We start from the raw sequence: 17,818 nt of genomic DNA on the forward strand, positions 1-17,818 counted from the left end.
CTATTTTTTCAGGCACATGAAGTTCATCATGCGTCCTGTTTGATTATTTTTACGGAAGCTATAGAATAAATCTTCATCTGTGTAAGTACAATAAGAAGTCATCACGATATTTTCAGCTGGAACCCCTTCGTGAATGGCTTGTTTATAGTTTAATAATTTAGGGTCAAATTTATATTGTCCATTTCCTAATTCAATAAATGTTTCATCCCAACCCTCAACTTTTGATTTTTTCACTTCATTAATCACGGTATCATCCACGCGGTAAGCATCACGCCCAATGCATGGACCAATCGCCACATAAATATCAGTCGCATCAATCTGTTCAACCTCTTTTAAAGTACGTAACATTTCATGCATCATGCCATCTACTGTCCCACGCCATCCTGCATGAGCGACTCCAATTAATTCATGTTTAGGGGCATAGAAGTAAAGAGGAGTACAGTCCGCATAGAACGTCGCTAACACAACGTCTTTTTCTGTTGTATATAATCCATCTGTCGCTTTAATTCCAGATTCAAAACTATGAACACCAGCTCCTAAATCAGCTGATGTCACTTTATGAACAGCGGTTGTATGCATCTGTTCTGCAAATACCCATTTTTCTAATGGCATCTCAATCGCATCAGCAACCACTTGACGATTTTTTAAAACGGCTTCTGGTTCATCTCCAACATGATAAGCAATATTTAAGCCTTCAAATTTATCAATCGATGTTCCACCCTTAATTGTCGTAAATCCAGCAATTAAATTCTCATTTTTATTCATCCATGATTCAATGAACAATAGATTTTCCTTTAAAATAAATGGTTCTTTCATCATATCACCTCATCATTATTATAACAGAGCACAAGAAAAAGATGTAAAAAAAGATAAACTCTTCACATAGATTCCCTTCATTAGGTTAAACTAATAAATAATTAATCATGAAGAGGAATAAAGTTATGAAAAAGAAAAATACAACCTTTGCCGTCATTGGATGCGGACAATTTGGAGGAAGTGTCGTTTCAGAGTTAGCTAGCCAAGGAGCAGACGTCATTGCCATTGATCGAAATGAAGATGTAATAAAAAAATATGTCAACATTGCGACACATACTATTGTCTTAGATTCAACCGATGAAGAATCATTAAGAAGCATCGGAATTCGTAATGTTGACCACGTGATTATTGGAATCGGTCAAGATATTCAAGGAAGTATCTTAACAGCTCTTTTATTAAAAGAAATTGGCGTCAATAAAGTAACAGTGAAAGTTGTGAATGATTATCATAAAAAAGTCATCTTAAAGATTGGTGTAGATAACGTCATTCAGCCTGAAAAAGATACTGGGAAGCGTCTCGCACATCAAATGCTTTCAGACCGGATTCTAGATTATATTGTCTTAGCAGATAACTACAGTATCATTGAAATCCTAGCTGTTGGACCAGTGATTGATCATACATTGATAGAATTAAATATTCCCACACGATTTAGGATTAATATTACCGCGATTAAACGCCAAAATAGTATTATCGTTCCACAAGCAAATACCTCAATTATTACTGGTGATAGATTACTTGTTATCGGTGAAAACAAAGATTTAACTGAATTTAATCATTGGTTATTAGATGACTAATCTAAAAAAATAGACTTCCAAATGGAAGTCTATTTTTATTACTACGTTTTTTATCAGATGCTTAAGCACTTTGATTTCATTCACATAGATTGTAGTATAAATCATGTAAGAAAAATAATAATCTATCTCTTTGTTATCTCAATCAGTGATCTACGTTTAAATCAATGATAAACTAAAAGATAGGTAACTAATCGCCAATTGGCACATATAGTTGAGAGTAAAAGGTGATGATTAGTTTGAAAAAGTGAGCTTGATTAAAGATACTATTTATGCTGCTGATTTAAAACACGCACAAAAACTCTACAATAATAGCATAGAAAAATTCGTCTAATCATGTTAAAATAATCTAGAATATAAAAAATTGATCCGTGGTGATCAAAATAAATCGTCGACCTTCAAGTGAAAAAGGGACGACCAATAATAAAGAGGGATTTTTTATGGACAAGAAAGATACAACATTTGCCGTCATTGGGTGTGGACAATTTGGTGGGAGTGTCGTTGAAGAATTAGCTCGTCAAGGAGCAGACGTCTTAGCGATTGATTGTAATGAAGAAGTGATTAAAAAATATGTTAACATTGCAACACAAGCCATTATTTTAGATTCAACAGATGAGGAAGCATTAAGAAGTATCGGAATTCGTAATATTGACCACGTGATTGTGGGAATTGGGCAAAATATTCAAGCAAGTATCTTAACAGTTTTACTGCTAAAAGAAATTGGTGTGAATAAAGTAACCGTAAAAGTTGTGAATGATTATCATAAAAAAGTAATTTTAAAAATTGGAGCTGACTCAGTCATTCAACCAGAAAAAGATACAGGAAAACGTCTAGCACATCAAATGTTATCCGACTTTGTTTTAGATTATTTAGTGCTATCAGATACCTATAGTATCGTTGAATTACTAGCAGCGGGACCTATCATTGGTCAAACCTTAATTGATTTAAATATTCCTCAACGTTTTGGTATCAACATTGCTGCTATTAAACGTAACTATAACATCGTCGTTCCACAAGCGAACACAGAAATTAAAGAAGGCGATGTCTTATTAGTCATTGGAGAAAATAAAGATATCAGTGAATTTGATCACTGGCTTTTGCATAGCTAAAAGAGTTCATTTATGGACTCTTTTTTTACTCTCTATGTTAAAACACAAACAAGTGATTAATTGATATTATTGTGGATCAATTTAATCGAAGAAAAACATAATAGAGCCTTTAATTAAAGCACTTGTTCATTGCACCCGCTACTAATTTATCCTTTTTAGTTAATCAACAACTCATCCATTCATTTGATAGCGCACATGAGTTCATCTTCTTCTAATCTAGGAGCATTTAAAGTTTATCAAAATTATGAATATGGTGTGGAAAAAAAGTGAAAAATATATACTGTACACAAAAAAATAAAGAACTAACAAGCAGATTATGATATACTAACTTCATTATCAAAATTAGTTTCAAGATTCAAGCGAGGGATAGATATGACATTCAAAAAAGTAGGCTTAATGGTTTCAGCATTACTTGTCACAGTAGGATTAGCTGGGTGTGGAGCAGCCAATTTACCAGAAGGTGACGTTAAAATCGTGAATCAAGAAGTATCAGGAGTTATTGGATTATTATTAGAGTCAGCAGATTATGGACCAAACCAAAGTACTGTTGCATCCATGCTTTTACCAACTGGATCATCTTATGACATTAACATGACAGTTGAACAATATGAAAATGGTGAATTAGTCAATACGATTGATATTCCGACGTATACAACAGAAACAATGGAGAAAAACTCAATTGTTCATATGATCTTAAACATCGGACAAGGTGATGTAAAATCAATTTTCTCTATTGCGGAAGTCGATAAAGAAAAAACAACAAACGATAAAAATCCAGAATATAAAGCAGTAAAAACAGATGCACCGGCTATCAACTTTGAAAACCGTGTGGCTATTGAACAATATGGTGGAGCATTAAATCAAGATGTTGTTTTAGCAGCTTATACAACAGGTGGATCAGCTGCCATTAATCTCGAGACATATCAAGATGAGGTGGCAAACTACAATACAGTATCTGTTGTTAAGGCCAATATTACTCAAAAATAAAACAAAAGCGTTGCTATTTTTAGCAACGCTTTTTCTGTTAAAGCTACTTAAAAAACGAAAGAAAAAAGCTCTCACCGAAAGATGAGAGCCTAATGATTAAATCTCCATAATGATTGGTAAAATCATTGGACGACGTTGTGTTTTATTAAATAAGAATGGTGAAACCACATCACAAATCGCTGACTTTAATTCCTCAGTTGAGAAATGTTTTGAAGATTGTAATTTATGTAAAACAACTTCGCGAACAGCAATCTCCGTATTTTTAATTAAATCTTCAGATTCTTTCATATAAACGAATCCACGAGAAACGACATTTGGTCCGTTTAATAAACGTTTTTCAGAGCGTTTAATTGAAACCGCCACAATAACAAGACCATCTTCTGATAAAATTTTACGATCACGGATAATTTCAGTTCCGACATCTCCTAAACCACTATTATCAGTATAAACCGTTCCTGATGGAACACGGCCTGCCAAGCGAGCACCATGTTGATTAAACGCTAAGACTTCACCATTATTCATCACGAAGCAATTCTCTTCAGGAACACCACATTGCATTCCAAGTTGAGCATGGACACTTAACATACGATATTCCCCGTGAATTGGTAAGAAGTATTTTGGACGCATTAAGCTTAACATTAATTTTAACTCTTCTTGTCCTGCATGACCTGATGTATGAATATCCGTTAATGGGCTATGAGTAATAACTTCAGCTCCAGCACGGTATAACGCGTTAATCGTACGACCAACACTTAAAGCATTTCCTGGAATTGGTGAAGATGAGAAAATCACTGTATCACCTGGAATAATTTGAATTTGACGATGTGTTCCATTCGCAATACGAGAAAGTGCAGCTAAAGGCTCCCCTTGAGAACCAGTACATAAAATTGTGACTTCCTCTTGTGGTAAATGCTTAATTTCATTAGCTGAGATAAACGTATCTTCTGGACAATGAATATAACCATATTCTAAACCGATTTTAATTGTGGCTTCCATACTACGACCGAAAATGGCAATTTTACGATTCGTAGCCACACAAGCCTCAACAATCTGTTGAACACGGTGAACGTTTGATGCAAAGGTCGCAATAATAATACGCCCTTTAATCTTTTTAAACGTATCTCCTAAATTCTCTCCAACACGACGTTCAGAAATCGTGAAAATTGGTAATTCACTATTCGTACTATCTGATAAAAGACATAGGACACCTTCTTCACCTAAACGTGCCATTTTAGCATAATCTGCTGGTGGTCCGATTGGGGTAAAGTCGAATTTAAAATCTCCTGTATGAACGATGGTTCCATGAGGTGTTTTAATCGCAATCCCGTAAGAATCTGGAATACTATGATTCGTGCGGAAGAATTCAAATGTAAAGTGTTTTGATTTAATGACCGTTTCAGAATTAAACTCAACAATGTTGGCTTGACGCAATAATTTACGTTCTTCTAATTTATTTTTAATAAGTCCGATTGCTAATTTACCAGCATAAATTTTAGGAAGTTTTAATTGACGTAATAAAAATGGGATCCCACCGATATGATCTTCATGACCATGAGTAATAAATAAACCGACAATTTTATCTTGATTATCAATTAAATATTGATAATCTGGAATCACGTAATCGACTCCTAATAAATAATCTTCAGGGAACTTGATTCCCGCATCAATAATACAAATTTCATCTTTGTACTGAACACAGTACATATTTTTCCCAACTTCACCTAAACCACCAAGTGCGAAAATTGCCACATCATTTGGCTTAAAGTGAGAGCTCTTTTTACGTTGACTCATAGTACACGCCCTCTCATTAAATGTAATTGTTATTTCTTCAAAAAAATTAATCCATTTTTACGCAAATTAATAGTTCCCTAAAACGTCTCTGGTCCTTAACTTAGTTTGGACATCCTGCTAACATTATAACACGAGATTCATAAAAGGTCGAAAAAATAATCTTCAAATCAAAATCTTATTAAAGTCTACAACCAACATTACTTATTATACCATTACATCGGGTCAATATAACAGATTAGGACTTGAAATTATGTAATAAATTTACTATGATGAATGAAACAGTACAAAATTTTGACATACTAACATGAAGGATGTGAGATAAGATGAAGAAAAGTTTAATTTTATTTGATATCGATGGTACACTCTTACAAAGTGACATCAATCAAATTCCAGTGAGCACGATTGAGGCCATCCAAAAATTAAAAGAAGCAGGACATGAATTAGCCGTTGCTACAGGACGTGCTTTATTTTTAGTAGACGAACGTATTAGACAGTTACCGTTTAGTACATTTGTGACGGCCAATGGACAACATATTACACATCATGGGGAAGTCGTTTATGAAAATGCCATTCCAACTGAAGTTGTTGAAAATTTAATTCAAGAAACAAATAAATTAGAGATGGTCATTGGATTATTATCAGCCACTCGATCAACTGTCACAGGAATGAATGATGATGTGATTGAATCGTTTAAACGGGTTTCAATGCCATTACCCGAAATCATTGAAAACATTCATCAGAAAGAGGCTATTCTTCAAGCATGGTACTTCTCAGATGATTTCAAGCATCTACCTGAAACATTCAAAAACGACCTTCGTTTCGTTCCTTGGTTAAGTTTTGGAGCTGATATTGTGCCACTAAATGGATCAAAAGCTGAAGGAATTAAACAATTAATCAACCATTTATCAGAGAAGCCAGAACAAATCATTGCTTTTGGCGATGGTCATAACGACATCGAAATGTTACAACTAGCTGACATCGGAGTAGCGATGGGAAATGCAAGCGATGAAGTTAAAGCGCATGCTGACTTTGTCACAAAAAGAATCGATGAAAATGGAATCTATTATGCCTGTGAAACACTAGGTTTATTTTAATACTATATAATAAGGAAAGAAGAGGGCAATTCATCATGAGTGAACCGACGCCATTAGAATACATTGAACAACTATTAGACGAACAACGCTTTGATGAAGCAGAATCCCTGCTTCTCGAGCAACTCGATCGTCAAACAAACCTAGCCGCTGTCTATAATGCGTTAGCCATTATTTCTATTGAATCGTATCAAGATTACAGACGAGCAGAGAAGTATTATCGTCAAGCGATTACCTATCATGAAGATTCACCGACGCTATATTTTAATCTAGCAATTTTATATGAACAATTTTTAAATCAGCCGTTAGAGGCCATCACATGTTATGAAAAAGCGATTGACCTCGACCCGAAGTATGTAGATGCCTATCTCAATTTAGCTGAACTTTGCATTGATTTAAATGATGATGTTGAACTAGCTTTTAAATGTAGCGAAAAAGTAGAGGAGCTTGAGCCCGATCATGCACGTAACTTAAATAACTTAGGCTGTCTTTATATTAAATATAAGCAAGATGCAGAAACTGCTATTCCATACTTTGAAAAATCAGTGAGCTTATCAACGAATCCCGCTACAGCACTGGCCAACTTAGCGGATGCTTACGTTCGTGCTGATCGATTTGATGACGCGAAAGAAGCGTATGAAGAATCACTTCGATTAGAGCCAGACAATACACTCGTTTGTCATAACTATGCCCATATTTTAAGACATCATTTCAAAGCTTATGAAGAAGCTATTGAATATTATCGACAAGCGATTAAACTCGATCCATACTCTTTAGTTTCTTATCATGGGTTACGCTCGTTATATGCCCATGACTTACACGATCCAAAGAGTGGGGTAGAAGTCCTGATTTCAGCCTTACCTTATTTTAAAAATGAAGAAGGGCTTGTATTAGAAATCGCCAATATCTATGATTTTGAATTAGATAACCATAAACAAGCTGTTCACTACTATGAACGCGTCTTAGAGATTAACCCGAATAACCTTTTAGCGCTAAATGCACTCGCTTATTTAAATGTAGAAATTTTTAAAAATTATTTAGCGGCTTTAGATTACTATCTTCGCGTGTTAGAAATTGATGATCAAACACCAAGTACTTATGTGAATATTGGCCATCTTTACTTCTATCACTTATCAGACTATAAATCTGCTAAATTGTATTACTTAAAAGCAGACGCCTTGATTGAAAAACGAGGAACCCCAGTGAAATATGCCGGTGAATTATATTATAACCTGGGGGTAATTTATGAAAATTACTTAGCAGATGACTATCATGCGATGGAGGCTTATGAAAAAGCAGTCTCATATGGAAAAGATAAAAATGCTGAGAAAAAACTAATGACATTATACGTAAAGAAACCACAACGTGTACATTAAAAAAGACCGATTCTTCATCGGTCTTTTTTTTAGAATTCTAATGGTTTTGCATTTGGGATTGGTGCTAAAGGTTGATCTTGATTAATACGATCAATGAATAAATGACCATTTAAGTGATCAATTTCATGTTGGAAGACAATTGACACATAATCACGTAAACGGAATTTAATTAGTTGACCTTTCGCATTATACCCTTGAATAGTGATGCGGCGGTAACGAGGAACTAATCCTTCAACCTCGCGGTCAACAGATAAACATCCTTCACCCATTGGTAAATAAGTCATTTCTTCTGAGTAGCTAACGATTTTAGGATTAGCTAATGCTAATGAATAAAGTTTTCCTTTTTCATCTTCTGTATGCACAGCAATAATACGCTTATCTAAGTTTAACTGAGGTGCTGCTAAACCAACACTTTCACGTAATTGATACTTTTCAGCAATCTCAGGTGTTTGACTGTTAATAATAAATTGTAGCATGTCATTCATTAATTTAACATCTTCTTTGCTTAACGGGATTGGTACTTCAGTAGCTACTTTTGCTAATGTTGGATGTCCCTCGCGAATAATGTCTTTCATAGTGATCATTAAGAACCCTCCATTCTAACTTAGTTTCTATTATAACAAACAAATAGTTATTTGGCTAATGGGACAAAAAAGGAAATTAAAATAAAACAAAAGAGGTGCCGAAACACCTCTTATTTATCATAATTAATTATCTTTTCCCTTACTCACACTATTAAGAAATTAACGGCAGCAGCAGCATCCGATAATAACAAGTAAAATAAAGAGAACTAGGAAAAATGCACATCCATTACCAAAATTATTTTCTCCACAGCACATTTTACATACCTCCTTGTTTGTACACCTAATATATAATACGCTGTTTGATTAATTTCGTTCATCATTTCTAATGAATTAGAATGATTCATTTATGAATTAATAGCCACAACCGCATCCGCCGCAACCACAGCCACCACATCCGAAGCCACATCCGCAACCACAGAGGATGATTAGAATAAAGAGAACTAAAATGAAAGCACAGCAACATCCACCGAAACCGCAACCTCCACTACATCCTCCTCCATATCCTGCAACTGGTACGACAGGTACGCAAGGTTGAGCACAGCCATAACCTACTCCATTGTAATACATGAGTAATTCCTCCTTTTTATTTAGGGCTCACTATATCATACGTAAGAGGAAGTAAAAGGTTAGTGCAAACTAAATCATTCAAATAAAAATGATTAAACGGACCAAGTCGCTACATGCCCCTCTAAAAGAGGGAGGGGCACTTAATTAGCACCCACAACCACAGTTGTTATTAAATCCATCGCAACCTCCGCCGTTGAAGCATCCACAACCACAGATGATCGCTAACAAGATGAATAACACTAAGATGAAGGCAAATCCGCCACAACCTCTACCACAGTTATTTAACACTGGTGCTACTGGAGCACAAGGTGCATAGCAATTATATCCATAATTATACATATATATTCTCCTTTCATTCTGTTGACTTCAAGATATCATACGCAAAAATGTCGACAGTGGTTAATAAATTTTAGGAAAAAGACATATTTTTAATCATTGATAAAAATAAAAAGGCTCTCGGAAGAGAGCCTTTACCCCACTATATGTCATTTAACTCAGTGAATTGGATGGATTAGCATCCACAACCGCATCCGCCGTTTCCGCAACCTCCACCGAATCCAAATCCACCACAGCTACAAATGATTGCTAATAAGATGAATAATACTAAGATGAAAGCGAAACCGCAACCTCCGCCATATCCAGCACCTCCACCATAGTTAACTCCAGAATAGCAAGGTGTATAGCAGTTATATCCATAATTATACATTTAAATTTCCTCCTTTAGATGATTACCTCAATATATCATACGTAATACCCTCAAAATGGTTAATATTTTTTATTAATCATTTTTGACGATTCAATCAGTTTACAAAGGATGATTTAGAATCCAAAACCGCAGCCAGTATTGTTTCCACCGAATCCACCACAACATCCGATGATCGCTAATAGAATGAATAATACGAGGATAAGAGCAAAATTGTGACCTCTTCCATTAGTAGTAGGTACTTGATAAGCAACAGGTGCATATCCACCATAACCATATCCACCAATATATCCTCCGTAGTTATAGGTACATCCTGTTCCGTAATTGTACATCATTTATCCCTCCTTCATTACTGATTACACTGTATTATACGCTCGAATTCAAAGTTGGTTCATGCTAAATACCTAATTGTTGTCGAAAGATAAAGTTTTTTTAAAGCCCTAATCGTGATAGAATATTATTACAGCATATGTAGTTATTTACATTAGGAGGAGAGGTTGGATGAATTTTAAAAAAAATAGAATTAAAAAAAAGCCACTTCAAATATTAAAGGATTATAGTACTGATTTCTTTGAACGTATAAAGGGAATAGATCGAATCACCTTAATTCTAGTCGCCATCTTATTTGGAATAGGTCTAATCATGGTATATAGTATTACGAGTATTTCTATCTATAACGGAGTAAAGGGCGATCCCTCTAATTTATTTATAAAAACATTAATTATGGGGATTGCAGGAATGATAGCAATGTTATGTGTTATAGCGATTCCATATCGTACTTTGAAAAATTTAAGTATATTGGCAGCTATTTTCTGTCCACTTATTTTAGTCGTGACTTTTTTATTTGCAGGAGGATCTGAGAATTCAGATGTAAAGAGTTGGTTCCAAATTGGATCCTTCAAATTACAACCTGCAGAATTTGTAAAGATTGGTATGATCATGGCAGTCGCTTGGTTAGTAGATCATCGTGTGAGAAAAGGAACCTATTATTTAAAAACGTGTAAAGGGATTAATTGGTCTATTACTTGGCAAAGCTTTATTTTTGTCATCTGTTACATTGGATTATGTACTGGTTTAGTCTTAATTCAACCAGATTTCGGATCAGCTCTTATTATTGGATTTATAGGCCTGATTATGTTTTTATCGACAGGGGTTAAATGGAAAGCGTTTAAACCTATCTTTTACTTCGGAGTATGTTTATTAGTAATAGGATTTATCATCATGTCAAAAGTATTTCCTTATCAATTAGAGCGTTTTGCTGTCTGGAAAGATCCATTTAATCATGCTAAAGGGTTCCAAAATGTCATGGGATATACAGCGATTGCTTTAGGTGGAATGACCGGCGTAGGGGTTGGAAATAGTACACAGAAATATGGTTATGTGTTAGAACCTCACAATGATATGATCTCAACCATCTTAGCAGAAGAATTAGGGGTATGGATGATTTTAGTCGTTATGGTCATTTATTTTTTCATTGCGATGCGTTGCTTCTTCACAGCTATCAAGTGTAAAGAGCTCTATGGCTCAATTGCAAGTATTGGTATTGGAGCTATTTTCTTAGTACAACCCCTTATTAACTTAGGTGGAGCAAGTGGAGCATTTCCATTAACTGGGGTAACCTTGCCATTTATTAGTTATGGAGGTTCCAGTTTAGTTTCTCTTTTCATAGGAATTGGTATTTACCTGAATATTTCAATGGAAAGAGCTGCTAAAGAAAAAAAATTAAAAGAGAAAAAGCAACACGATTTAAAAATGAAAGTTGTTCCTTTTCCTAAAGCTTAAATATCTTAATTGCCTTAGTCACAGACTAAGGCTTTTTTCATATGATAATGGTAAGAGGAGGCGATTGTTCTTAAGAATAATCAAATTACAGTCACTTAATAATTGTTAAACTATATATAATATAGTGACTAAGTGTAGCGAGGTGAAATAAAGTGGACAGTCAATTAGATGAATTTAAACAATTCGTGCGTAAATATCCAGGATTAAAATATGATGTTCGAAATGGAAAAGCTACATGGCAATCAATCTATGAAGAATGGTATCTATACGGCGAAGAAGATAGCCAGTGGGAAAAATACAAAGAAGTTCCGAATGAATCTAGTAACTCGACAACGCCAGCTACGAATAATAATAGTAACAACGCAAAAACAAACACCGAAACAAAATCATCCGGTAATAGTACGATGACCGGTGCAGAGATGATGACACAGGCTTTTCAATATCTTCAAAAAATGGATATGAATAAAGTTCAACAAACAATGGGCACCGTTCAAAAATTTATACAAATCTTCCAGTCATTACAAGGTGGTAACAGTGGAGGAGCTGGTGCATCTTTAGGCGCAGCAGCAAGTCAAAGACAATCATTCCCTGGATTATTTTCAAAGTTTGATGATTAGGAGATGAAGATATGGATATTATGTATCAGATTGTAAATAATATTGAACAACGAGACTATATTCGAATGTATCCGTTATGGTATAAGGAGTTAAATCGTAATCCGGAGAGATATCAAGAATTTGTGAATGAGATTGAAACAATAAAAAAACAATCTCAACCAACTAGGCTTCAAAAATTTGAAAAACAACTTAATTTTGCACAATTTATGTTGAAAATGATTAATAATAAATAGATATTTAGGAAATTCCAGCAACACATTTGGGACGAGGATAAGGGAAGCAAAGTATACAAAAAACGTCTAATTTTTAATTAGACGTTTTTTGGGCTCTTTGTCAACTGGTGTGGGTGAAGAAATTTTATACCTGTAATCGTGAGGGATTAAGCTGCTCGTTGAGCAGTTTGATTCCTTTTATTTTTTTGTTCAAAGGTGTACTTATGGATAATCAAAATTCTAGCTTTGAAATGATAGAAACTACGGTATCCAAAGGCCATGCGTTTAATCACTTTAATCTTGTTATTAATCCCTTCAAGCACTCCATTGGTATAAGATGTTTCAATCGTATTTTTGATATAATCTTGGTAGTTAGTTAATGTTTTTAAAGCTGTTTTCATTTCAGGTGAAAGTAAGTCAGAGGGGTTTTGAATGGCATGATGAAAAGCATCAAAGTTGCGAAGTTTGATGGCCTGTTTGATGGTTTGATAGAAGTCATAAGTGGCTTTTAATTCCGGATCTAAAGCGAGTAAAAAGTCGATGATTTCTTGTTGAGAAATCTGCTTTTTGAAACAGTTAGAATAGAAGTAGTGGGTAGAATGGATATCCTCTTGGGCTTTTAATAAAAGGCGCCAATAATGTTTGAATTTATTGTAGAATTCTTTGTTTTGGTTCATGAAGCGAATACGAGTTTTATTGAGGGCACGAGATAAAAGTTGAACGACGTGGAACTTATCTAAAACAATTTTAGCGTTGGGAAACACCTCTTTAATGAGTGTCATATACGGAGCATACATATCAATAACAACGTGAGTTACACCTTCACGGGCCTCCTTAGAAAATCGCATGAAATAAGGTTTTAAAGTGCTTAGACGACGGTCTTCAACGATATCAATTAACTTCCCATTAGAAGCATCACAAAAAATGAATGACATAGCCCCTTCCGCTGATTTGACCGACTTAAACTCATCAAAACAAAGCACCTTTGGAAGAGAGTTAAAATGAAGGGGTTGTTCCTCGTACGATGTATGAATGATCCGATTGACCGTTGAATGGGATACGTTGAGTTCACGGGCAATATCTGACTCGGATTTTTTATGGCTAGCCTCTAGGAAAATGGCTTGTTTAAGGGGATTAGAAAGGTAACAATTAGATTCTACGAGAGAGGTTTTAAGCGTAAAGGTACGATCACAATGACGGCATTTATAGCGTTGCTTTTTTAAATCGAGATAGGTATCAAAGCCAGAGAGTTTCATCATCTTAATACGAGAGGTTTTGAAGCCGTGTTTAATGATTTGTGAGTCAAAGAGATGACCACAGTTGTAACAATGGGTCGGTTGAAAAGAGAGGATACCAGAAATGACCTTAGAGCGGATCCCGTTAATCTGAACATCTTCCATCCAATTTTCTGAAAAAGTAATATTTTTATCTTTTAAATCGAGTAAAGTTAAGATACAATTATTGTGAGACATAAACCCAATCCTTTCGTGTTTTTTTTGGTCAATTACATGGTATAGAATTTGGGACGTGATGTCTCTTTTTTTATACTTATTTTTTATTCCAAATAAAAGAAGTGTGGGAATCACCCACACCAAATATTATAGAACCGTTTTTTGTATAAGTGATTCATTAATTAACATGATTTTTTGTTTTTAGATTTCACATTTAAAAGAGATGATTAGTAAAATACAATTAATTAGTCAATATAATAGGGTTATGATATAATTAAAGACGGTGGTTAAATTGTTAAATAATAGTGAATACATAGAATTATGTGAAGCAATAGGTGATGAAATCTTATCACTTCCAATTTGTCAAACCTATAAAAAACTACAACATGAAATAAACAATAATCTAGAGATTCTTCAATTAATAAACGAATTTGAAAAAGCAAAAGTAAGTTATGCAGATGTAGAAAGATATGGAGGTAAATATCATCCTGACTATAAAGACGTTTCAGAAAGGTTGATTGAGGCGAAATCTAACTTGTTTCAAAATCCTTCTATTAAAGCATTTAAAGCATGTGAGAAAGAGATTCAATCAATTTTAGATGAAATAGCAAAACATATCTCTCAAACAATAGAATTCAAAATTGAAAAGAAGAATAAGGCATGTGGATGTGGTAGCGGGAATTGTTCACGCTAAACTTTAGGAGGAAAAGGAATTGGATCAAAGACGAATTCAAGTTATTGTGTATACAAGAAAATCAAGTGTACAACAGAAATTATCGCAATTTGGGCATGTAGTTTATGTGTCGAAAAAGATGAATTATGTGTGCTTATATATTAATGAAAAACAAAAAGATAGCATTATATCTAAAATTAAAAATCTTCATGGCATTCAGAAAATTGAACTAGGACCTGAGGTTTTAGAAGCAATAAAATAAATTTAAAGGTGTTAAGTAAAAAAACTTGACACTTTTTTTTCATCCTGTTATAATCATAAATGTCGTGTTAAGGGAAAATGCTTAACAGTATAAATTTGAATATAATTGGAGGAATATATAATGGTAAAATTACGTTTAACTCGTATGGGTTCTAAGAAAAAACCTTTCTACCGTATCGTAGCATCTAACTCAGTAAGTCCACGTGACGGACGTTTCATCGAAGTAATCGGGACATATAACCCAGTTGCCCAACCAGCTATCGTTTCAATCAACGAAGAATTAGCAATGAAATGGTTACGTAATGGAGCACAACCAACTGATACAGTTCGTGCTTTATTCTCAGCTGAAGGAATTATGACTAAATTCCACAACGAAAAATACTCTAAATAATGATGAAAGCAACGGTGAACTATATTTCATTAATTGAAAACTTGATTCGCCCGCTTATTCAACATCAAGAGGATCTACGTATAAAAGAATTTCCAAGTGAGGCAGAATACATTTTATTTCAAGTCATGGTTAATGAAGAAGATTTAGGACGTGTTATTGGTAAACAAGGAAAGATAGCAAATGCAGTTCGTACAATTGCTTATGCAGCGGGATCTCAACAACATAAAAAGATAAAAATCAATTTTGATTCTTATTAATAGCTACCACTCTAAGGATAACTATTCTTAGAGTGTTTTTTTATTATGAAAATAGTAATAATAAATAATAGGTGGTATAAGATTTATAAAAGTGCCAATAATAGATTGAGGAAAAAGCTTTAACAAAATTCAACGACAGTGATAAACTACTAATACAAGTCGATGAGACAAATTAAATAAGCGCCCATAGCTCAATTGGATAGAGCGTTTGACTACGGATCAAAAGGTTAGGAGTTCGACTCCTCTTGGGCGCGCCATAAAAAAAGTTTGAAAAGTGTTTGACAAGGTTCGACAACAGTGATAAACTAATACAAGTCGATGAGACAAATTGAATAAGCGCCCATAGCTCAATTGGATAGAGCGTTTGACTACGGATCAAAAGGTTAGGGGTTCGACTCCTCTTGGGTGCGCCATAAAAAGTTTAAAAAAGTGTTTGACAAGGTTCGACAATAATGATAAACTAATACAAGTCGATGAGACAAATTGAATAAGCGCCCATAGCTCAATTGGATAGAGCGTTTGACTACGGATCAAAAGGTTAGGGGTTCGACTCCTCTTGGGCGCGCCATAAAAAAGTTTAAAAAGTGTTTGACAGAAAGAGACAGACATGATAAACTAATAAAGTCGCCAAAACAAGGTGACACGAAGTTCTTTGAAAACTAAACAGAACGTCAACAAACATTTATTTAAGAATTAAGTTTCTTAAGGAAGCTTAGGATAAAAACAAACATTTAATTATGGAGAGTTTGATCCTGGCTCAGGATGAACGCTGGCGGCGTGCCTAATACATGCAAGTCGAGCGAACCACTTCGGTGGTGAGCGGCGAACGGGTGAGTAACACGTAGGTGATCTGCCCATCAGACGGGGACAACGATTGGAAACGATCGCTAATACCGGATAGGACGAAAGTTTAAAGGTGCTTCTGGCACCGCTGATGGATGAGCCTGCGGCGCATTAGCTAGTTGGTAGGGTAAAGGCCTACCAAGGCGACGATGCGTAGCCGACCTGAGAGGGTGAACGGCCACACTGGGACTGAGACACGGCCCAGACTCCTACGGGAGGCAGCAGTAGGGAATCTTCGGCAATGGGCGAAAGCCTGACCGAGCAACGCCGCGTGAATGATGAAGGCCTTCGGGTTGTAAAATTCTGTTATAAGGGAAGAACGACTTTAGTAGGAAATGGCTAGAGTGTGACGGTACCTTATGAGAAAGCCACGGCTAACTACGTGCCAGCAGCCGCGGTAATACGTAGGTGGCGAGCGTTATCCGGAATTATTGGGCGTAAAGAGCGCGCAGGTGGTTGATTAAGTCTGATGTGAAAGCCCACGGCTTAACCGTGGAGGGTCATTGGAAACTGGTCGACTTGAGTGCAGAAGAGGGAAGTGGAATTCCATGTGTAGCGGTGAAATGCGTAGAGATATGGAGGAACACCAGTGGCGAAGGCGGCTTCCTGGTCTGTAACTGACACTGAGGCGCGAAAGCGTGGGGAGCAAACAGGATTAGATACCCTGGTAGTCCACGCCGTAAACGATGAGTGCTAAGTGTTGGGGGTCGAACCTCAGTGCTGAAGTTAACGCATTAAGCACTCCGCCTGGGGAGTACGGTCGCAAGACTGAAACTCAAAGGAATTGACGGGGACCCGCACAAGCGGTGGAGCATGTGGTTTAATTCGAAGCAACGCGAAGAACCTTACCAGGTCTTGACATACCATTGACCGTTCTAGAGATAGGATTTTCCCTTCGGGGACAATGGATACAGGTGGTGCATGGTTGTCGTCAGCTCGTGTCGTGAGATGTTGGGTTAAGTCCCGCAACGAGCGCAACCCCTGTCGTTAGTTGCCAGCATTCAGTTGGGGACTCTAACGAGACTGCCAGTGACAAACTGGAGGAAGGTGGGGATGACGTCAAATCATCATGCCCCTTATGACCTGGGCTACACACGTGCTACAATGGTTGGTACAAAGAGAAGCGAAGCGGTGACGTGGAGCAAACCTCATAAAGCCAATCTCAGTTCGGATTGTAGGCTGCAACTCGCCTACATGAAGTTGGAATCGCTAGTAATCGCGAATCAGAATGTCGCGGTGAATACGTTCCCGGGTCTTGTACACACCGCCCGTCACACCACGAGAGTTTACAACACCCGAAGTCAGTGGCCTAACCGCAAGGAGGGAGCTGCCTAAGGTGGGGTAGATGATTGGGGTGAAGTCGTAACAAGGTATCCCTACCGGAAGGTGGGGATGGATCACCTCCTTTCTATGGAGAAAGAGACGTTCTGTTTAGTTTTGGAAGAATTTCTTCCAAAGTTGATCTTTGAAAACTAGATATCTTCATTCAGAAGAAACAAACAATAGATTTGATTTA

General features: G+C 36.0%; 21 protein-coding genes, 3 tRNA genes and 1 rRNA gene. 16 read left to right on the forward strand and 9 right to left on the reverse strand.

The window, feature by feature from the left end; all coding sequences use genetic code 11:
• Window positions 1–816, reverse strand: coding sequence for a peptidoglycan editing factor PgeF (gene pgeF / locus J0J69_RS13200; RefSeq protein ID WP_055304987.1), 816 nt, complete (start codon window positions 814–816; stop codon window positions 1–3).
• A 125-nt stretch (window positions 817–941) separates the two neighbouring features.
• On the opposite strand from pgeF, the gene J0J69_RS13205 reads away from it, so the two are divergent.
• The 3 genes from J0J69_RS13205 to J0J69_RS13215 all read left to right on the forward strand — a co-directional run bounded on the left by J0J69_RS13205 (window position 942) and on the right by J0J69_RS13215 (window position 3,703).
• Window positions 942–1,610 carry a potassium channel family protein gene (locus J0J69_RS13205; RefSeq protein ID WP_055241120.1) on the forward strand — a complete coding sequence of 223 codons (669 nt, stop codon included), beginning with the start codon at window positions 942–944 and terminating at the stop codon, window positions 1,608–1,610.
• A gap of 437 nt (window positions 1,611–2,047) precedes the next feature.
• Complete coding sequence (locus J0J69_RS13210) at window positions 2,048–2,716, forward strand: potassium channel family protein (protein WP_055241118.1); 669 nt, start codon at window positions 2,048–2,050, stop codon at window positions 2,714–2,716.
• Between the two features lie 372 nt (window positions 2,717–3,088).
• A complete protein-coding gene (locus J0J69_RS13215) occupies window positions 3,089–3,703 on the forward strand; it encodes a hypothetical protein (RefSeq protein ID WP_055241116.1) in 615 nt (204 codons plus the stop codon).
• Between the two features lie 96 nt (window positions 3,704–3,799).
• Here J0J69_RS13215 and rnjA read toward each other — a convergent pair whose 3' ends face one another.
• Entirely contained in the window at window positions 3,800–5,494 is a 1,695-nt protein-coding gene (rnjA, locus tag J0J69_RS13220; RefSeq protein ID WP_055241114.1) for a ribonuclease J1, read from the reverse strand.
• A 323-nt stretch (window positions 5,495–5,817) separates the two neighbouring features.
• Here rnjA and J0J69_RS13225 point away from each other — a divergent pair, with 323 nt between their 5' ends.
• On the forward strand, window positions 5,818–6,588 hold the full coding sequence (locus J0J69_RS13225) for a Cof-type HAD-IIB family hydrolase (RefSeq protein WP_212725760.1): 771 nt from the start codon (window positions 5,818–5,820) through the stop codon (window positions 6,586–6,588).
• Window positions 6,589–6,623: 35 nt separating this feature from the next.
• Window positions 6,624–7,961 (forward strand): tetratricopeptide repeat protein, encoded by a 1,338-nt coding sequence (locus J0J69_RS13230; protein ID WP_055241110.1) that lies wholly within the window; start codon window positions 6,624–6,626, stop codon window positions 7,959–7,961.
• Window positions 7,962–7,990: 29 nt separating this feature from the next.
• On the opposite strand, the gene def is transcribed toward J0J69_RS13230, so the two are convergent.
• From def to J0J69_RS13260, 6 genes are all read right to left on the reverse strand, one after another.
• Entirely contained in the window at window positions 7,991–8,545 is a 555-nt protein-coding gene (def, locus tag J0J69_RS13235) for a peptide deformylase (RefSeq protein WP_055304985.1), read from the reverse strand.
• 159 nt (window positions 8,546–8,704) lie between these two features.
• A complete protein-coding gene (locus tag J0J69_RS13240; protein ID WP_082411225.1) occupies window positions 8,705–8,800 on the reverse strand; it encodes a YjcZ family sporulation protein in 96 nt (31 codons plus the stop codon).
• Between the two features lie 96 nt (window positions 8,801–8,896).
• A complete protein-coding gene (locus J0J69_RS13245; protein ID WP_055304983.1) occupies window positions 8,897–9,112 on the reverse strand; it encodes a hypothetical protein in 216 nt (71 codons plus the stop codon).
• 144 nt (window positions 9,113–9,256) lie between these two features.
• Entirely contained in the window at window positions 9,257–9,451 is a 195-nt protein-coding gene (locus J0J69_RS13250) for a sporulation protein YjcZ (protein ID WP_055241103.1), read from the reverse strand.
• 172 nt (window positions 9,452–9,623) lie between these two features.
• On the reverse strand, window positions 9,624–9,818 hold the full coding sequence (yjcZ, locus tag J0J69_RS13445) for a sporulation protein YjcZ (protein WP_055241101.1): 195 nt from the start codon (window positions 9,816–9,818) through the stop codon (window positions 9,624–9,626).
• 113 nt (window positions 9,819–9,931) lie between these two features.
• The gene (locus J0J69_RS13260; protein ID WP_272875221.1) at window positions 9,932–10,147 is read right to left on the reverse strand and encodes a YjcZ family sporulation protein; all 216 of its coding nucleotides are present in this window, start codon (window positions 10,145–10,147) and stop codon (window positions 9,932–9,934) included.
• A gap of 169 nt (window positions 10,148–10,316) precedes the next feature.
• Between J0J69_RS13260 and J0J69_RS13265 the strand changes: the two genes are divergently transcribed.
• The 3 genes from J0J69_RS13265 (at window position 10,317) to J0J69_RS13275 (ending at window position 12,447) form a co-directional block, all read left to right on the forward strand.
• Window positions 10,317–11,597 carry an FtsW/RodA/SpoVE family cell cycle protein gene (locus J0J69_RS13265; RefSeq protein WP_055241097.1) on the forward strand — a complete coding sequence of 427 codons (1,281 nt, stop codon included), beginning with the start codon at window positions 10,317–10,319 and terminating at the stop codon, window positions 11,595–11,597.
• A gap of 152 nt (window positions 11,598–11,749) precedes the next feature.
• Window positions 11,750–12,214 (forward strand): spore coat protein YlbD, encoded by a 465-nt coding sequence (gene ylbD, locus J0J69_RS13270; protein ID WP_055276400.1) that lies wholly within the window; start codon window positions 11,750–11,752, stop codon window positions 12,212–12,214.
• A gap of 11 nt (window positions 12,215–12,225) precedes the next feature.
• A complete protein-coding gene (locus J0J69_RS13275) occupies window positions 12,226–12,447 on the forward strand; it encodes a YlbE-like family protein (RefSeq protein ID WP_055241093.1) in 222 nt (73 codons plus the stop codon).
• Between the two features lie 146 nt (window positions 12,448–12,593).
• Here the strand turns inward: J0J69_RS13275 and J0J69_RS13280 are convergent, their stop codons facing one another.
• Window positions 12,594–13,898 carry an ISL3 family transposase gene (locus J0J69_RS13280; protein ID WP_070100304.1) on the reverse strand — a complete coding sequence of 435 codons (1,305 nt, stop codon included), beginning with the start codon at window positions 13,896–13,898 and terminating at the stop codon, window positions 12,594–12,596.
• 271 nt (window positions 13,899–14,169) lie between these two features.
• Here J0J69_RS13280 and J0J69_RS13285 point away from each other — a divergent pair, with 271 nt between their 5' ends.
• From J0J69_RS13285 to J0J69_RS13320, 8 genes are all read left to right on the forward strand, one after another.
• Window positions 14,170–14,571, forward strand: coding sequence for a YlbF/YmcA family competence regulator (locus tag J0J69_RS13285; RefSeq protein ID WP_055241091.1), 402 nt, complete (start codon window positions 14,170–14,172; stop codon window positions 14,569–14,571).
• Between the two features lie 19 nt (window positions 14,572–14,590).
• Window positions 14,591–14,812, forward strand: coding sequence for a DUF2129 domain-containing protein (locus J0J69_RS13290; protein WP_055241088.1), 222 nt, complete (start codon window positions 14,591–14,593; stop codon window positions 14,810–14,812).
• A gap of 120 nt (window positions 14,813–14,932) precedes the next feature.
• Window positions 14,933–15,202 (forward strand): 30S ribosomal protein S16, encoded by a 270-nt coding sequence (gene rpsP, locus J0J69_RS13295; protein WP_237252827.1) that lies wholly within the window; start codon window positions 14,933–14,935, stop codon window positions 15,200–15,202.
• 14 nt (window positions 15,203–15,216) lie between these two features.
• On the forward strand, window positions 15,217–15,459 hold the full coding sequence (locus J0J69_RS13300; protein WP_238580575.1) for a KH domain-containing protein: 243 nt from the start codon (window positions 15,217–15,219) through the stop codon (window positions 15,457–15,459).
• Between the two features lie 180 nt (window positions 15,460–15,639).
• Window positions 15,640–15,716 (forward strand) — tRNA-Arg (locus J0J69_RS13305).
• A 79-nt stretch (window positions 15,717–15,795) separates the two neighbouring features.
• A tRNA-Arg gene (locus J0J69_RS13310) sits at window positions 15,796–15,872 on the forward strand.
• A 78-nt stretch (window positions 15,873–15,950) separates the two neighbouring features.
• Window positions 15,951–16,027 (forward strand) — tRNA-Arg (locus J0J69_RS13315).
• Window positions 16,028–16,193: 166 nt separating this feature from the next.
• Window positions 16,194–17,710, forward strand: a 16S ribosomal RNA gene (locus J0J69_RS13320).
• The last annotated feature ends 108 nt before the right edge of the window (window positions 17,711–17,818 follow it).

The organism is Turicibacter bilis (genome assembly GCF_024499055.1).
In the GTDB taxonomy this organism is placed as follows: Bacteria; Bacillota_I; Bacilli_A; order MOL361; family Turicibacteraceae; genus Turicibacter; species Turicibacter bilis.

Excerpts from the sequence above, each read along its gene's own strand:
- J0J69_RS13225 (WP_212725760.1), top strand. The coding sequence starts at position 5,818 with ATGAAGAAAAGTTTAATTTTATTTGATATCGATGGTACACTCTTACAA.
- J0J69_RS13205 (WP_055241120.1), top strand. The coding sequence starts at position 942 with ATGAAAAAGAAAAATACAACCTTTGCCGTCATTGGATGCGGACAATTT.
- J0J69_RS13280 (WP_070100304.1), bottom strand. The coding sequence starts at position 13,898 with ATGTCTCACAATAATTGTATCTTAACTTTACTCGATTTAAAAGATAAA.
- J0J69_RS13230 (WP_055241110.1), top strand. The coding sequence starts at position 6,624 with ATGAGTGAACCGACGCCATTAGAATACATTGAACAACTATTAGACGAA.
- J0J69_RS13210 (WP_055241118.1), top strand. The coding sequence starts at position 2,048 with ATGGACAAGAAAGATACAACATTTGCCGTCATTGGGTGTGGACAATTT.
- J0J69_RS13215 (WP_055241116.1), top strand. The coding sequence starts at position 3,089 with ATGACATTCAAAAAAGTAGGCTTAATGGTTTCAGCATTACTTGTCACA.
- J0J69_RS13265 (WP_055241097.1), top strand. The coding sequence starts at position 10,317 with ATGAATTTTAAAAAAAATAGAATTAAAAAAAAGCCACTTCAAATATTA.
- rpsP (WP_237252827.1), top strand. The coding sequence starts at position 14,933 with ATGGTAAAATTACGTTTAACTCGTATGGGTTCTAAGAAAAAACCTTTC.
- pgeF (WP_055304987.1), bottom strand. The coding sequence starts at position 816 with ATGAAAGAACCATTTATTTTAAAGGAAAATCTATTGTTCATTGAATCA.
- def (WP_055304985.1), bottom strand. The coding sequence starts at position 8,545 with ATGATCACTATGAAAGACATTATTCGCGAGGGACATCCAACATTAGCA.
- J0J69_RS13245 (WP_055304983.1), bottom strand. The coding sequence starts at position 9,112 with ATGTATTACAATGGAGTAGGTTATGGCTGTGCTCAACCTTGCGTACCT.
- J0J69_RS13275 (WP_055241093.1), top strand. The coding sequence starts at position 12,226 with ATGGATATTATGTATCAGATTGTAAATAATATTGAACAACGAGACTAT.
- J0J69_RS13250 (WP_055241103.1), bottom strand. The coding sequence starts at position 9,451 with ATGTATAATTATGGATATAATTGCTATGCACCTTGTGCTCCAGTAGCA.
- J0J69_RS13260 (WP_272875221.1), bottom strand. The coding sequence starts at position 10,147 with ATGTACAATTACGGAACAGGATGTACCTATAACTACGGAGGATATATT.
- J0J69_RS13240 (WP_082411225.1), bottom strand. The coding sequence starts at position 8,800 with ATGTGCTGTGGAGAAAATAATTTTGGTAATGGATGTGCATTTTTCCTA.
- rnjA (WP_055241114.1), bottom strand. The coding sequence starts at position 5,494 with ATGAGTCAACGTAAAAAGAGCTCTCACTTTAAGCCAAATGATGTGGCA.
- yjcZ (WP_055241101.1), bottom strand. The coding sequence starts at position 9,818 with ATGTATAATTATGGATATAACTGCTATACACCTTGCTATTCTGGAGTT.